Genomic DNA, 14,152 nt, shown 5'->3' with positions numbered 1-14,152 from the left:
GGGACGGTCACGCACCCGCGGACCGCACCGCCGCGCCCGGGACCACCGGGCGGCCGCGACAGTCCCGCACCCGGGGATCGCGCCCCGCCCACTCATGCCCGCGGCACCCCCGTACCCGCACCTCCGTCGGGCCGTTCCTCCACCCGGTCAGCAGATACTGGTGGGGAACGGCACGACCGCTCGACCCAGGAGTCCGCACATGGCCGGCACCACGGCATCCGAGGCCCCCGCGGAGGAGACCTCCGAGACCGAGTTCACGATCGGCGGGATGACCTGCGCCTCGTGCGCGGCGCGCGTCGAGAAGAAACTCAACCGGATGGACGGGGTCAGCGCCACCGTCAACTACGCGACCGAGAAGGCCCGCGTCTCCTTCGGCGCAGGAACCGCGCTCGAAGACCTCGTCGCCACCGTCGAGAAGACGGGCTACACGGCCCGTCCGGTCCGCCCGGCCCCGGCGCCTCCGCCCCCACCCCCGACAGCCGGGGAGGATGCCGCTCCAGGAGCCGACCAGGCCCGCCGGGACGGCGAGGACAGCGCGTCCGAGGACACGACCGCCGCCGCGGGCGCGATCCCGCCCGAGGACGCCTCCGACACGGCGGCCGACGGAGCTCTCGCAGCCCTCAGGCAGCGCTTCCTGGTCTCGGCGGCGCTCGCCGTCCCGGTCGTCCTGATGGCCATGATCCCCGCACTGCAGTTCGACAACTGGCAGTGGCTCTCCCTCACCCTCGCCTCCCCGGTGGTCGTCTGGGGCGGGCTGCCCTTCCACCGCGCCGCGTGGGCCAACCTGCGGCACGGCGCGGCAACGATGGACACGCTCGTGTCGATCGGGACGCTCGCCGCCTTCGGCTGGTCCCTGTGGGCCCTGTTCCTCGGCGACGCCGGTATGCCGGACATGCGGCACGCCTTCGACGTCACCGTCTCCCGGTCCGATCCCTCGGCCACCATCTACCTGGAGGTGGCGGCCGGAGTCACCGGCTTCCTCCTGCTGGGGCGCTACCTGGAGGCACGGTCGAAGCGGAAGGCGGGTGCCGCCCTGCGCGCACTGCTGCACCTGGGCGCCAAGGACGTGACGGTCCTCCGCCCCCGGGCGGCAGACCGCCCCGGAGCCCAGCGCGCAGCAGCGGAGGCGAACCCCGGTACCCCGACGGACACGACGCCCCGGCAGGAGGCCTCACCGCACGAGGCTTCCGCCCCGGAGCTCACGGAGGTACGGGTCCCCGTCGACGCCCTCCTCGTCGGTGACCGCTTCGTCGTACGGCCCGGGGAGACGATCGCCACCGACGGCACCGTCGTCGAGGGACGCTCCGCGATCGACACGTCCATGCTCACCGGGGAGTCGGTCCCCGTGGACGCCGCCCCGGGCGACTCCGTCACGGGCGGCACGCTCAACGCGTCCGGGCGACTGGTCGTCGAGGCCACCCGGATCGGCTCCGACACGCAGCTCGCCCGCATGGCCCGGCTCGTCGAGGACGCCCAGAACGGCAAGGCCTCCGCCCAGCGCCTGGCGGACCGCATCTCGGCCGTCTTCGTCCCCGTGGTGCTGCTCATCGCCCTGGCCACCCTGGTCGCCCAGCTCCTCGTCACAGACGACGTCACGGCCTCGTTCACCGCGGCGGTCGCCGTCCTGATCGTGGCGTGCCCCTGCGCCCTGGGACTCGCCACCCCCACCGCCCTCATGGCGGGCACCGGACGCGGCGCACAGCTCGGCATCCTCATCAAGGGGCCCGAAGTGCTGGAGACCGCCCGCAGGGTCGACACGATCGTCCTCGACAAGACCGGCACGGTCACCACCGGCCGGATGACCCTGGGACGCGTCCACACGGAACCCGGCACGACCGAGGCCGAAGTACTGCGGCTCGCGGGCGCCCTCGAGCACGCGTCCGAGCACCCCGTGGCCCGCGCCGTCGCCGCCGGAGCGGCCGCCCGTACCGGCGGGGCGCTCCCCGCTCCGGTGGACTTCACCAGCGTTCCCGGCCTCGGCGTGCGGGGCGTCGTCGAGGGCCACCACGTGCTGGCCGGCCGGCCGCGGCTCCTCGCCGACGCCGGGATCGCCCTGTCACCGTCACTGGCCGCGGCGCTGGCGGACGCCGCAGGACAGGGCAGCACCACCGTCACCGTGGCATGGGACGGCCGGGCGAGAGGGGTGCTGGAGGTCGCCGACACGGTGAAGGAGGGCAGCGCCGAGGCCGTCACGGAGCTGCGCGCGCTGGGGCTGAGGCCGATCCTTCTGACGGGCGACAACCGGGCGGCCGCAGAGGCCGTGGCCCGCGCGGTCGGCATCGACGAGGTCCACGCAGAGGTCCTGCCCGAGGACAAGGCACAGGTCGTGCGGGGCCTCCAGGCGGAAGGCCGTTCCGTCGCCATGGTCGGTGACGGGGTGAACGACGCCGTCGCCCTCGCGGTCGCCGACCTGGGCCTTTCCATGGGTACGGGGACCGATGCGGCGATCGAGGCGGGCGATCTCACACTGGTTCGTGGAGATCTCAAGGTGACCACTGCCGCCATCCGGCTGTCACGGCGTACTCTGTCGACTATCAGAAGCAACCTCTTCTGGGCCTTCGGCTACAACGTGGCCGCACTGCCTTTGGCTGCGTTCGGGCTGCTCAGCCCCATGATCGCGGGTGCGGCGATGGCGTTTTCGTCGGTGTTCGTCGTGACGAACAGTCTGAGGTTGCGCTCCTTCACATAATTTCTACAAAGAGACTTAGATCACACCGATTCGAGGGTAACCATCTGATGGGTTGGTGAGTCTAAGAGTGCGATGTCATGGATGTCTTGGGGGACGTCCGATGGAGTGTCTTGGGGGACGCTCCTGGCGATCGCCGGCCGGGGCACGTGCACCGGGGAGCTTTGAGCGGCCCTCCCGTACGTACCCCGGCAGCCGCACAGCAGGACAGAACTGAATACGCGTCACCGGCAGAACAAACGGAGTTCAGGCTCCCTTCAGACGCCCGGCCGGATCCCGTGGGGGGAATCCGCTCCGGGATATGGAAAACGCCCCGTCCGTCGACCCGTGGGGGGATCGGCAGGCGGGGCGTTTTTCCGCATGCAGGCGTACGCGCCGCTCCACCCCCGGACCACAGGTTCCACGAACGCCGAATCGCCCCGACACCGCGCTCCGAAAGTCGGGCGCGGTACGCGGGGCGAAGGATGCCGGCCGGATCGGCCGGGTACGGCAGCGGCTCAGGCGAGCGGGATTCAGCGACTCTCGGCCGGGACGAAGTCGCGCAGGACCTCGCCGGTGTAGATCTGGCGCGGGCGGCCGATGCGCGATCCCGGCTCCTTGATCATCTCGTGCCACTGGGCGATCCAGCCGGGAAGGCGGCCGAGCGCGAAGAGCACGGTGAACATCTCGGTCGGGAAGCCCATGGCGCGGTAGATCAGACCCGTGTAGAAGTCCACGTTGGGGTAGAGGTTGCGCGAGACGAAGTACTCGTCGGAGAGCGCGTGCTCCTCCAGCTTGAGCGCGATGTCGAGCAGCTCGTCGGACTTGCCGAGCGAGGACAGCACGTCGTGCGCGGCAGCCTTGATGATCTTGGCGCGCGGGTCGAAGGACTTGTACACCCGGTGGCCGAAGCCCATCAGGCGGACGCCGTCCTCCTTGTTCTTGACCTTCTGGATGAAGGAGTCGACGTCGCCGCCGTTGGCCTGGATGCCCTCGAGCATCTCCAGGACCGACTGGTTGGCGCCGCCGTGCAGCGGGCCCCACAGGGCGGAGATGCCCGCGGAGATCGAGGCGAACATGTTCGCCTGCGAGGAGCCGACCAGGCGCACGGTGGAGGTCGAACAGTTCTGCTCGTGGTCCGCGTGCAGGATGAGCAGCTTCTCGAGCGCCGAGACGACGACCGGGTCCGGCACGTACTCCTGGGCGGGCACCGAGAACGTCATGCGCAGGAAGTTCTCGACGTAGCCGAGGTCATTGCGCGGGTAGACGAACGGGTGACCGATCGACTTCTTGTACGCGTACGCCGCGATCGTCGGGAGCTTGGCCAGCAGCCGGATCGTCGAGAGGTGACGCTGCTCCTCGTCGAACGGGTTGTGGCTGTCCTGGTAGAAGGTGGACAGCGCGCTGACGACCGAGGACAGCATGGCCATCGGGTGGGCGTCGCGCGGGAAGCCGTCGAAGAAGCGCTTGACGTCCTCGTGCAGCAGCGTGTGCTGGGTGATCTCGTTCTTGAAGGCCGACAGCTCGTCGACCTTGGGAAGGTCACCGTTGATCAGCGTGTAGGCGACCTCGAGGAACGTCGAGCTCTCCGCGAGCTGCTCGATCGGGTAGCCCCGGTACCGCAGGATGCCCTGCTCGCCGTCGAGGTAGGTGATGGCGGATTTATAGGCGGCCGTGTTGCCGTATCCGCTGTCCAGCGTCACCAGGCCGGTGTTGGCCCGGAGCTTCCCGATGTCGAAGCCCTTGTCGCCGACGGTGCTGTCGATCACCGGGTAGGTGTACTCGTCATCGCCGTACCGCAGTACTACAGCGTTGTTGGTGTGCTCGCTCACGTCATCCCTCACCGACGTAGTGCCTCTTCTTCGAGGTGCCCTGACTGTCTCCACCCTCCCCCATTTGGCTCAGGAGAGTGCACTCGGGGTCGTCCATTGGACCTACTGGCGGCACTGAGTGCCGTCAACTTTCTCATCCTGCCCCCTGGACCCCGGTTCCGGAAGAGCTCAGTGATGTTTCCCACCGTTTTGATCGATCATTTTTCCGGGAAGTCTCCGGCCGTATCGCTCCGAAGCCGGAAATCCAGTGCCGTACAGCGTCTGCCTGCGGAAACGGTGCGGACCGCCTGACCGATGGCCTTCCGTGAACCGACCAGCACGACAAGCCTCTTGGCCCTGGTCACCGCGGTGTACAGCAGGTTCCGCTGCAGCATCATCCAGGCGCTGGTCGTGACGGGAACGACCACCGCCGGGTACTCGCTGCCCTGCGAGCGGTGGATCGTCATCGCATAGGCGTGGGCCAGCTCGTCCAGTTCGTCGAAGTCGTAGACGATCTCCTCGTCCTCGTCCGTCAGGACCGTCAGCCTCTGCTCGTCCGGGTCGAGGGCGGTGACGATGCCGACCGTGCCGTTGAATACACCGTTCTCCCCTTTGTCATAGTTGTTTCTGATCTGTGTCACCTTGTCGCCTACCCGGAAGACCCGCCCTCCGAACCGCTTCTCGGGCAGGTCCGGGCGTCCGGGGGTGATGGCCTGCTGGAGCAGCCCGTTGAGATGGCCGGCGCCTGCCGGGCCGCGGTGCATCGGGGCGAGGACCTGTACGTCACGGCGTGGGTTCAGACCGAACCTGGCGGGGATGCGGCGGGCGGCGACATCGACGGCGAGTACGCCGGCGTCCTCCGTCTCGTCCTCGACGAACAGGAAGAAGTCGTCCAGCCCCTGGGTCAGGGGCGGCACCCCGGAGTTGATCCGGTGGGCGTTGGTCACGACGCCGGACTTCTGGGCCTGCCGGAAGATGGTCGTCAGCCGGACGGCGGGGACGGGCCCGCCCTCGGCGAGCAGATCCCGCAGCACCTCCCCCGCGCCGACCGAGGGAAGCTGGTCCACATCGCCGACCAGCAGGAGATGGGCACCGGGTGCCACCGCCTTGACGAGCTTGTTGGCGAGCAGCAGATCCAGCATCGACGCCTCGTCGACGACGACCAGGTCGGCGTCCAGCGGCCGTTCCCGGTCGTAGGCGGCGTCCCCGCCGGGCTTCAATTCCAGGAGCCGGTGCACGGTGGACGCCTCGGCGCCGGTCAGCTCGGACAGCCGCTTCGCCGCCCGCCCGGTGGGAGCGGCCAGCACCACCTTCGCGTTCCGGGCGCGGGCCAGCTCGACCACGGAGCGGACGGTGAACGACTTCCCGCAGCCGGGGCCGCCGGTGAGCACGGCGACCTTCCTGCTGAGCGCGAGCCGGACGGCAGCCTCCTGCTCGGGGGCGAGCGTCGCGCCCGTACGCCGGGCGAGCCAGGTCAGCGCCTTGTCCCAGTCGACGTCCTGGAACGCCCGCATCCGGTCCTCCGGTGTACGCAGCAGGCGCTGCACCTGGGCCGCGAGGGAGATCTCGGCGCGGTGGAACGGCACCAGGTACACGGCTGTGACGGGCTGCCCGTCCTCGGGCCCCGGCACCCTCTCGCGCACGACACCTTCCGGGTCCTCGGCGAGTTCGGCGAGGCAGTCGATGACGAGCCCGGTGTCCACCTGGAGGAGCTTGACCCCGTCCGCGATCAGCCGCTCCTCGGGCAGGAAGCAGTGCCCCTGGTCGGTGGACTGCGACAGCGCGTACTGGAGTCCGGCCTTGACCCGCTCGGGGCTGTCGTGAGGGATGCCGACGGCCTGGGCGATGCGGTCGGCGGTGAGGAAGCCGATGCCCCAGACGTCGGCGGCCAGCCGGTAGGGCTGGTTCTTCACGACGGAGATCGACGCGTCCTCGTACTTCTTGTAGATGCGGACCGCGATGGAGGTGGACACACCGACGGTCTGGAGGAAGACCATGACCTCCTTGATCGCCTTCTGCTCCTCCCACGCCGCGGCGATCATCTTCGTGCGTTTCGGGCCGAGACCCGGCACCTCGACCAGGCGTTTCGGCTGCTGCTCGATGATGTCGAGGGTGTCCACGCCGAAGTGGGTGGTGATGCGGTCGGCCATGACGGGGCCGATGCCCTTGATCAGGCCCGACCCGAGGTAACGGCGGATGCCCTGGATGGTGGCCGGGAGGACCGTCGTGTAGTTGTCGACCTGGAACTGCCTGCCGAACTGCGGATGGGTGCCCCAACGCCCCTCCATCCGCAGGGACTCACCGGGCTGGGCACCGAGCAGCGAGCCGACGACGGTGAGCAGGTCGCCGGCCCCGCGGCCGGTGTCGACGCGGGCGACGGTGTAGCCGTTCTCCTCGTTGGCGTAGGTGATCCGCTCCAGGACACCTTCGAGCACGGCCGTGTTGGACATGGGACGACGCTACCGGCTGCCACCGACAGTCTGCCCCCGCTCACCTCGGAGCCGCCTCGCACTGCCGTCCTTCCGGCCGGAGGCATGCCGAACGTCCCTTACGGCACGGGGACGTTCGGCCCGCGCCGGGAGGGACGGGCGTCGCTCCGCACGGGGCGGGCGGCGCCTCAAATCCGGTCGACTCGCGGGAGGGCCCGCACCGATGATGCAGCCATGGCACTGACCGACACCCTGGCGCGCGTCGACGGCGACCTCGCCGCCGGGCGCATACCGATGGCACGACAGCGGCTGCGCGGGCTGGTCTCGTCCTTCCCGCACGACCACACACTGCGCCGCCGGCTGGCCGAGGTGTACCGGCTGTACGGCGACCCCGCCGAGGCCGGACGCTGGATGTACCTGGAGCAGGACCGCTCCGCCGACGAGACCGCCGCCTTCGACGCGCGGTACACCGATCCCGTGCGCCGGATGAGGGCCCTGGCCTGGCGTGGACCGGAGGCGGCCGCGGGTTCGGCCTTCGCCGTGGGGGAGCTGGCATCCGCACGGCGCTCGGCGAGCGCCTCCGCGGGCCGGGCTCTCGACTGGGACACCCTCCCGGACACCGGGAACGGCACCGCGGACGACGGCTCCTTCGGGCAGTCCCTGGCCGCCCTGGGATGCCTGGCCGTCACGCTCGTGTTCCTCGCGATCTGGGTGAACGGACTGGTCGGCCTCTTCGACTGACCCGCCGGGCACCGGGCCCGGCGGGTCGGATCCCCGGCGTTCGGGACGGCTCCCGAGGTCGTGGAGAAAGGCGGCCGTGCGCCGCCCTGCGGCACCCCGTAGCGGCCCGCGAAGGGCCCCTGCGGGGGAGATCACCGGCACCCGGACCCAGGACCTCACCCGCGGACCGAAGGGTGCTCACACCTCCCCCCCGAGCCGCTTAAAACACCCTTTGACCTGGGCTTATACCCTCCACGCGACTATGCTTGCGCTGTCTGGAAGGGGGTTCCGAATGGACCGGAACATACGCTCGGTGGACGACGTCCTGAAGCTCATGGACAGCCTGTTCGCGCCGGAGGCCGACCGGTGGACGCAAGGGGCGGGGGCCTGGTGGGACGGCTTCTACGCGGACAGGTCGAAGCCTGTGCCCTTCTTCGTGGCGAAGCCCGACGAGAATCTCGTCTCCTGTCTCGACAGGGCCCTGATCACGCCGGGGCGCGCCCTCGATCTCGGCTGCGGCCCGGGGCGCAACGCGCTGTTCCTCGCCTCGCGGGGCTTCGACGTCGACGCGGTCGACCTGTCGCCCGGCGCCATCGCCTGGGCCCGCGAACGAGCCGTCGAGGCGGGAGCGGATGTCCGGTTCCACTGCGGTGACGCCTTCGCCGAGGGGGCGCCGGCCGGGCCGTACGACCTGATCCACGACTCCGGCTGCTTCCACCACCTGCCGCCCCACCGCCGCGTCAGCTACCTGGGGTTCCTGGAACGCAACCTCGTTCCGGGCGGACACCTCGTCCTCGGCTGCTTCGCCTCCGGTGCGATGGGGTCCGAACTGCCCGACGCGGCCTTCTACGGCGAGGCGGGCCTGCTCGGCGGCCTCGCCTACACGCCCGAGGAGCTGCGCTGGATCTTCGCCGACCTGGAGGAGATCGAACTCCGGCGGATGCGGGACGAGCCGGCCGGCTCCCCCCTCTTCGGCAAGGACTTCCTCTGGACCGCACTCTTCCGGAAGCCGTACCGGACGTCCTGATCCACCTCGGCGGGCGGCGCGGGGCCGGGGCGCCCGCCCCCTCAGCGCGCCCGGCCGGGCAGCCGTCGCCGTACGCGCCGGACCTGACGGTTGTCGGCGACCGTGTCGAGGATCCGGCGCCCGGTGCCCGCCTCGTAGGCCGGGCCCTCCAGCCGGAGCAGTGTGCCGCCGCGGACCACGGCGTACGCGACCGGCGCGGCCGCCTTCGGCAGGGTGACCGGATGGCGTCCGTCCGGCAGCTTCAGACGGGCGGGGAGGCGCAGCAGCGCCGTCGGCCCCTCAGGGTCGGGGACCACTTCGGCGGTGACCTTCAGGGCGGCCACGGTGACCTTGACGCGGGCCGGGGCTCCGGGCACCGCGGCGATGTACGGCAGCGGGAGCGTCAGCTCCCCCCGCCCGGCGTTCGCTGCCGAGGCACCGGCCGTGTCGGGGCCGAGTCCGCGCAGGCGCTGGTCCATGTCGAGGGCGAGCTGACCGCGGCCGGTGGTCCAGTACGGGAGCCCGAGCCCTCCGTCGAGAAGCGCCGGGCCCGCCGCCGGCCCGCTGGGAGCGCCCTGCCCGGTCACGCGGACCATCCGGTCGATGCCCAGCAGGTTGACGAAAGCCCACACGTCGTACACCCCGCGCTCGAGCCGCTGTCCGCCGGCCAGCCGCTGCGGGTCGAGGCGCAGTCGCCCGGAGGCGCGGAGCAGGGACCTGCCCTCCCCCGCCGGCTGCAGCCGCACCTCCAGGTCGCCTTCCGGGTACCACCAGTCCTCCCGGTCCCGGTCCTTGACGACCAGTTCCGCGTACGCCATCCGGAACGGGTCGCGGACCTCCCATCCGTCCTCGGCCCCCGTCACGCCGGTCAGCAGCTCCGGGTCGAGCCACCACGTCCCGTCGCGTTCGGTCAGGACCATCGGCTCTCCGTCACCGCGCAGCAGTTCCAGCATGATGTCGGCCACGAGGCAGCCGTCCTGCCAGTACGGGGTGCCGAGCGTGCTGCGGACGGACACGGCGCTGACGTGCTCCGCGAACGCGGACGCACCGTCGAAGGCGCCGCGTTCGAGCAGCTCGGCCCGCAGACCGCTCACCGCGGGCAGCCCACGCCGTACGGCGGCCGGGAACTCCTCCAGCGCCACCTCGCGGGCCGTGTCGAATCGCCGGCGCTGCTCGGCCGGGTCCTCGCGCAGGATCTCGGGCTCGCGGGCCCTGGACAGGACCTCGACGTGGTAGAGGCGGTGGAGGAGCCGGTTCTGCAACGCGTCGATGTCGTCGGAGGGGTCCGTGCCGTCCTTGATCAAGCCGATGACGGTACGGAGATTGGGCCAGAATCCGTGCCGTGGATTGAACCGGTGACGGGTGTTGTTGCCACCGTCGTCCCGCTTCATCCAGTAGTAGCAGGGGTAGTCGGCAAGGACCGATATCCGTTCCGCCTTCAGATAGGCGGCGGTGACGAAGGCCAGGTCCTCCATGATCCACGGGCCCTCGGGGAAGCGCAGTCCGTGCTGCTCGACGAAGGCACGACGGAACATCTTGTGCGGCGACATGCTCTGCATGAGTTCGTCGTTCTCGATGGTGCAGTTGTCCAGCGTGTGCCGGAACAGCCGCCGGGGCCGCACCATCGTGCTGGACATCTTGCCGATCACCACGTCGGCCCGGTTGCGTGTCGCGTGCTCGTACAGCCGCTCGAGGGCCTCGGGTCCGAGCATGTCGTCGTGGTCGACGAACTGCACGTACTCGCCCTTGGCGTGCGCCATGCCGAGGTTGCGCGGCGCGCCCGGCCAGCCGGAGTTGGGCTGGGTGTGCACGTGGACGTGGCGGTGTGCCGCCGCGAGCTTCTCCAGCCGTGCCAGGGTGTCGTCCGTGGAGCCGTCGTCGACGTAGATGACCTCGTACTCGTCGGCCGGAAGGCTCTGCCCGAGCAGCGACGGGGCGCACTCGTCGACGTATTTCCCGGTGTTGTGGACGGGCACGATCACGCTGACTTTGAGTCTGGGCATTCCATGGACCTTCGTGTGTGCGGGCGCGGGGCGTCCGGGCCGCCCGTCGCAGGACCGAGCGGCGGGGGCCGGGACCGGTTCCGTTCCGACGAGCCCCGGACGGCTCACGTAACGCCTCGCGAGGTGTCGCACGGGCGCCTCGCGAAAGCGGAATGGGGCCCGGCCGCCAGGCCGGACCCCCCTCGCTTTCCCCCTCCGTCGGGCTTCCCGAATCCCCCCGGACCCCTCCCCGGAAGTCCCGACGCTGAGTACGACAGGGGAAGGCGCGGAATAGTTGTACGCCTTGACCGTCTCTTTACCCAAGGCGTCCGGCAGGGCTCTCAGCAGGCATGATCCGTGTAACGCGCGGCGACTTCCGCGACCACCTCGGCGCCGTCGCGGGCCCACAGACTCTCATTGAAGATCTCGACCTCGATCGGTCCGTCGAACCCGGCCGCCTCCACCTGGGCGCGGAGCGCACGGAAGTCCACGCAGCCGTCCCCCAGCTGACCTCGGCCCACAAGGACTCCGGCCGGAAGCGGAGTGATCCAGTCGGCGAGCTGGAAGGAGTGGATCCGGCCGCCCGCACCGGCCCGCGCGATCTGCGCGGGCGCCGTGTCGTCCCACCAGACGTGGTACGCGTCGACCACCACGCCGACCTGCTCGGCGGGGAACCGCTCGGCGAGGTCCAGCGCCTGGGACAGGGTGGAGACGACGCAGCGGTCCGACGCGAACATCGGGTGCAGCGGTTCGATGGCGAGCCGCACGCCGCGTTCCTGTGCGTACGGCGCGAGTTCGGCCAGTGCGTCGGCGATCCGCTCCCGGGCGGCGTGCAGGTCCTTCTGCCCGTCCGGGAGTCCGCCCGAGACGAGGACCAGGGTGTCGGTGCCCACGCCGGCGGCCTCGTCGATCGCCGCCCGGTTGTCCCGCAGGGCGCGGGCACGCTCGGCGGGGTCGGTCGCGGTGAGGAAGCCGCCCCGGCAGAGGCTGGTGACGGCGAGGCCCGCCTCCCTGAACAGCTTCCCCGCGCGCTCCACCCCGTACGCCTGCACGGGGGCCCGCCAGAGGCCCACCTGTCCGATCCCGGACGCGGTGCAGGCCTCGACGAGGTCCGGCAGGGAGAGCTGCCGGACCGTCTCCTGGTTGACGGACAGGCGGGACAGGGCGGTGCTCATCGGCCACCTCCGTGGACGGCCAGCAGCGCGCGCATGCGGGACTCGGCCAGCCCCGGGTCGGGGAACAGGCCCAGCCGGTCGGCCAGTTCGTACGCCGTCGCCAGGTGCGGCAGCGAACGGGCCGACTGCAGGCCGCCGACCATCGTGAAGTGGTCCTGGTGGCCCGCGAGCCAGGCGAGGAACACCACGCCCGTCTTGTAGAAGCGGGTCGGCGCCCGGAAGAGGTGGCGGGACAGCTCGACCGTGGGATCGAGGAGATCCCGGAACCCCTGTACGTCCCCGGTGTCCAGGATCCGCACCGCGTGTGCGGCCAGCGGGCCGAGCGGGTCGAAGATGCCGAGCAGCGCGTGGCTGAAGCCCCGGTCGTCGCCCGCGATCAGCTCGGGGTAGTTGAAGTCGTCACCGGTGTAGCAGCGCACCCCGCCGGGGAGACGACGGCGGACGCCGACCTCCCGCTCGGCGTCCAGGAGCGAGACCTTGATGCCGTCGATCTTGTCCGGGTGCTCCGCGATGACCTTGAGGAAGGTGTCGGTGGCGGCGTCGAGGTCCGTGCTGCCCCAGTACCCGTCCAGAGCCGGGTCGAACATGGGGCCGAGCCAGTGCAGGACGACCGGCTCGGTGGCCTGGCGCAGGAGGTGGGCGTACGCCTCCAGGTAGTCCTCGGGGCCGTCCGCCGCGGCGGCGAGTGCGCGGGAGGCCATCAGGATGGGCTGCGCGCCGCTCTCCTCGACCAGGGCGAGCTGCTCCTCGTACGCCGCGCGCACCTCGGGCAGGGTTGCCGGGCCCGTGAGCTGGTCGGTGCCCACACCGCAGGCGATCCTCCCGCCCACGGCCTTGGCCTCGGCGGCGGAGCGGCGGATGAGTTCGGCGGCCCCGGCCCAGTCCAGGCCCATGCCGCGCTGGGCGGTGTCCATGGCCTCGGCGACCCCCAGGCCGTGTGACCAGAGGTGGCGGCGGAAGGCGAGGGTGGCGTCCCAGTCGACGGCGGCGGGGTCGCCGGGGGCGACGTCCGCGTACGGGTCGGCCACGACGTGCGCGGCGGAGAACACCGTGCGGGAGGCGAGCGGCGCGCCGGACGGCTTCAGGTCGAGCGGAATCGTCCGGGGTTCGTACGGACCGTGCGGGAGCTGGATGGTCACAGGCTCAGCTCCGGTACGTCGAAGCGGCGGCCCTCGGCCGACGACCTGAGGCCGAGTTCGGCGAGCTGGACGCCGCGGGCGCCGGCCATGAGGTCCCAGGTGTAGGGCTCGTCGAGGACGACGTGGCGCAGGAAGAGTTCCCACTGGGCCTTGAAGCCGTTGTCGAACACCGTGTTGTCCGGGACCTCCTGCCACTGGTCGCGGAAGGGCTCGGTGACCGGCAGGTCAGGGTTCCAGACCGGCTTGGGCGTGGCGGAGCGGTGCTGGACGCGGCAGCTGCGCAGCCCGGCGACGGCGGAGCCGTGGGTGCCGTCGACCTGGAACTCGACGAGTTCGTCGCGGTTGACGCGCACGGCCCAGGAGGAGTTGATCTGGGCGACGGCGCCGCCCGCGAGCTGGAAGGTGCCGTAGGCGGCGTCGTCGGCGGTGGCGGCGTAGGGCTTGCCCTGTTCGTCCCAGCGCTGCGGGATGTGCGTCCGCACAAGCGCCGAGACGCTCGTGACCTGGCCGAACAGCTCGTGCAGGACGTACTCCCAGTGCGGGAACATGTCGACGACGATGCCGCCGCCGTCTTCCGCGCGGTAGTTCCAGGAGGGGCGCTGGGCGTCCTGCCAGTCGCCTTCGAAGACCCAGTAGCCGAACTCGCCCCGCACGGAAAGGATCTCGCCGAAGAATCCGCCGTCGATGAGGCGCTTCAGCTTGAGCAGGCCCGGCAGGAAGATCTTGTCCTGGACGACGCCGTGCTTGATGCCGGCGTCACGGGCGAGGCGGGCGAGTTCCAGGGCTCCCTCGACGTCGGTGGCGGTGGGCTTCTCGGTGTAGACGTGCTTGCCGGCGGCGATCGCCTTCTTGATCGCGTCGACGCGGGCGGAGGTGACCTGGGCGTCGAAGTAGAGGTCGACGGATTCGTCGGCGAGGACCGCGTCGAGGTCCGTGGACCACTCGGTCAGACCGTGCCGGGCCGCGAGCGCCTCCAGCGCGTGGGCGCGGCGGCCGACGAGCACGGGCTCGGGCCACAGCACGTCGCCGTCGCCGAGGTCGAGGCCGCCCTGCTCCCGGATCGCGAGGATCGAGCGCACCAGGTGCTGCCGGTATCCCATGCGTCCCGTGACGCCGTTCATGGCGATGCGCACTGTCCTGCGTGTCACGAATGTTCCTCCATGCAGCCGTAGCAAGCGCTTTCTATACGGTATGACGCTAGCCTGCCGACAGCGGCCCGGACAAG

The 14,152-nt window shown here is 70.8% G+C and carries 9 protein-coding genes; 3 read left to right on the top strand and 6 right to left on the bottom strand.

The genetic code is table 11. The annotated features are described in order from the left end of the window. The first annotated feature begins 199 nt into the window (after positions 1 to 199). Entirely contained in the window at positions 200 to 2,689 is a 2,490-nt protein-coding gene (locus OG206_RS21430; RefSeq protein ID WP_327118469.1) for a heavy metal translocating P-type ATPase, read from the top strand. Between the two features lie 509 nt (positions 2,690 to 3,198). On the opposite strand, the gene OG206_RS21425 is transcribed toward OG206_RS21430, so the two are convergent. Together OG206_RS21425 and recD2 are read right to left on the bottom strand one after the other, a co-directional pair. Further along, on the bottom strand, positions 3,199 to 4,497 hold the full coding sequence (locus OG206_RS21425; protein ID WP_327118467.1) for a citrate synthase: 1,299 nt from the start codon (positions 4,495 to 4,497) through the stop codon (positions 3,199 to 3,201). 197 nt (positions 4,498 to 4,694) lie between these two features. After that, positions 4,695 to 6,926 (bottom strand): SF1B family DNA helicase RecD2, encoded by a 2,232-nt coding sequence (gene recD2, locus OG206_RS21420; RefSeq protein ID WP_327118465.1) that lies wholly within the window; start codon positions 6,924 to 6,926, stop codon positions 4,695 to 4,697. A gap of 213 nt (positions 6,927 to 7,139) precedes the next feature. Here recD2 and OG206_RS21415 point away from each other — a divergent pair, with 213 nt between their 5' ends. Together OG206_RS21415 and OG206_RS21410 are read left to right on the top strand one after the other, a co-directional pair. After that, entirely contained in the window at positions 7,140 to 7,646 is a 507-nt protein-coding gene (locus tag OG206_RS21415; protein WP_327118463.1) for a DUF6584 family protein, read from the top strand. 271 nt (positions 7,647 to 7,917) lie between these two features. Then, positions 7,918 to 8,652, top strand: coding sequence for a class I SAM-dependent methyltransferase (locus tag OG206_RS21410; RefSeq protein ID WP_327118461.1), 735 nt, complete (start codon positions 7,918 to 7,920; stop codon positions 8,650 to 8,652). Between the two features lie 41 nt (positions 8,653 to 8,693). On the opposite strand, the gene OG206_RS21405 is transcribed toward OG206_RS21410, so the two are convergent. From OG206_RS21405 to OG206_RS21390, 4 genes are all read right to left on the bottom strand, one after another. After that, positions 8,694 to 10,634 carry a glycosyltransferase family 2 protein gene (locus OG206_RS21405; protein WP_327118459.1) on the bottom strand — a complete coding sequence of 647 codons (1,941 nt, stop codon included), beginning with the start codon at positions 10,632 to 10,634 and terminating at the stop codon, positions 8,694 to 8,696. A 320-nt stretch (positions 10,635 to 10,954) separates the two neighbouring features. Further along, the gene (locus OG206_RS21400) at positions 10,955 to 11,788 is read right to left on the bottom strand and encodes a sugar phosphate isomerase/epimerase family protein (RefSeq protein WP_327118457.1); all 834 of its coding nucleotides are present in this window, start codon (positions 11,786 to 11,788) and stop codon (positions 10,955 to 10,957) included. Then, positions 11,785 to 12,927: a dihydrodipicolinate synthase family protein gene (locus tag OG206_RS21395; RefSeq protein WP_327118455.1), complete on the bottom strand. Its 1,143-nt coding sequence runs from the start codon at positions 12,925 to 12,927 to the stop codon at positions 11,785 to 11,787. Before OG206_RS21395 ends, OG206_RS21400 begins: the two co-directional genes overlap by 4 nt. Further along, positions 12,924 to 14,075: a Gfo/Idh/MocA family protein gene (locus OG206_RS21390; RefSeq protein WP_327118453.1), complete on the bottom strand. Its 1,152-nt coding sequence runs from the start codon at positions 14,073 to 14,075 to the stop codon at positions 12,924 to 12,926. Before OG206_RS21390 ends, OG206_RS21395 begins: the two co-directional genes overlap by 4 nt. Positions 14,076 to 14,152: the final 77 nt, after the last annotated feature.

The organism is Streptomyces sp. NBC_01341, assembly GCF_035946055.1.
In the GTDB taxonomy this organism is placed as follows: Bacteria; Actinomycetota; Actinomycetes; order Streptomycetales; family Streptomycetaceae; genus Streptomyces.
This window is presented reverse-complemented; position numbering and strand designations above follow the sequence as displayed.

Excerpts from the sequence above, each read along its gene's own strand:
- OG206_RS21430 (WP_327118469.1), top strand. The coding sequence starts at position 200 with ATGGCCGGCACCACGGCATCCGAGGCCCCCGCGGAGGAGACCTCCGAG.
- recD2 (WP_327118465.1), bottom strand. The coding sequence starts at position 6,926 with ATGTCCAACACGGCCGTGCTCGAAGGTGTCCTGGAGCGGATCACCTAC.
- OG206_RS21415 (WP_327118463.1), top strand. The coding sequence starts at position 7,140 with ATGGCACTGACCGACACCCTGGCGCGCGTCGACGGCGACCTCGCCGCC.
- OG206_RS21410 (WP_327118461.1), top strand. The coding sequence starts at position 7,918 with ATGGACCGGAACATACGCTCGGTGGACGACGTCCTGAAGCTCATGGAC.
- OG206_RS21405 (WP_327118459.1), bottom strand. The coding sequence starts at position 10,634 with ATGCCCAGACTCAAAGTCAGCGTGATCGTGCCCGTCCACAACACCGGG.
- OG206_RS21400 (WP_327118457.1), bottom strand. The coding sequence starts at position 11,788 with ATGAGCACCGCCCTGTCCCGCCTGTCCGTCAACCAGGAGACGGTCCGG.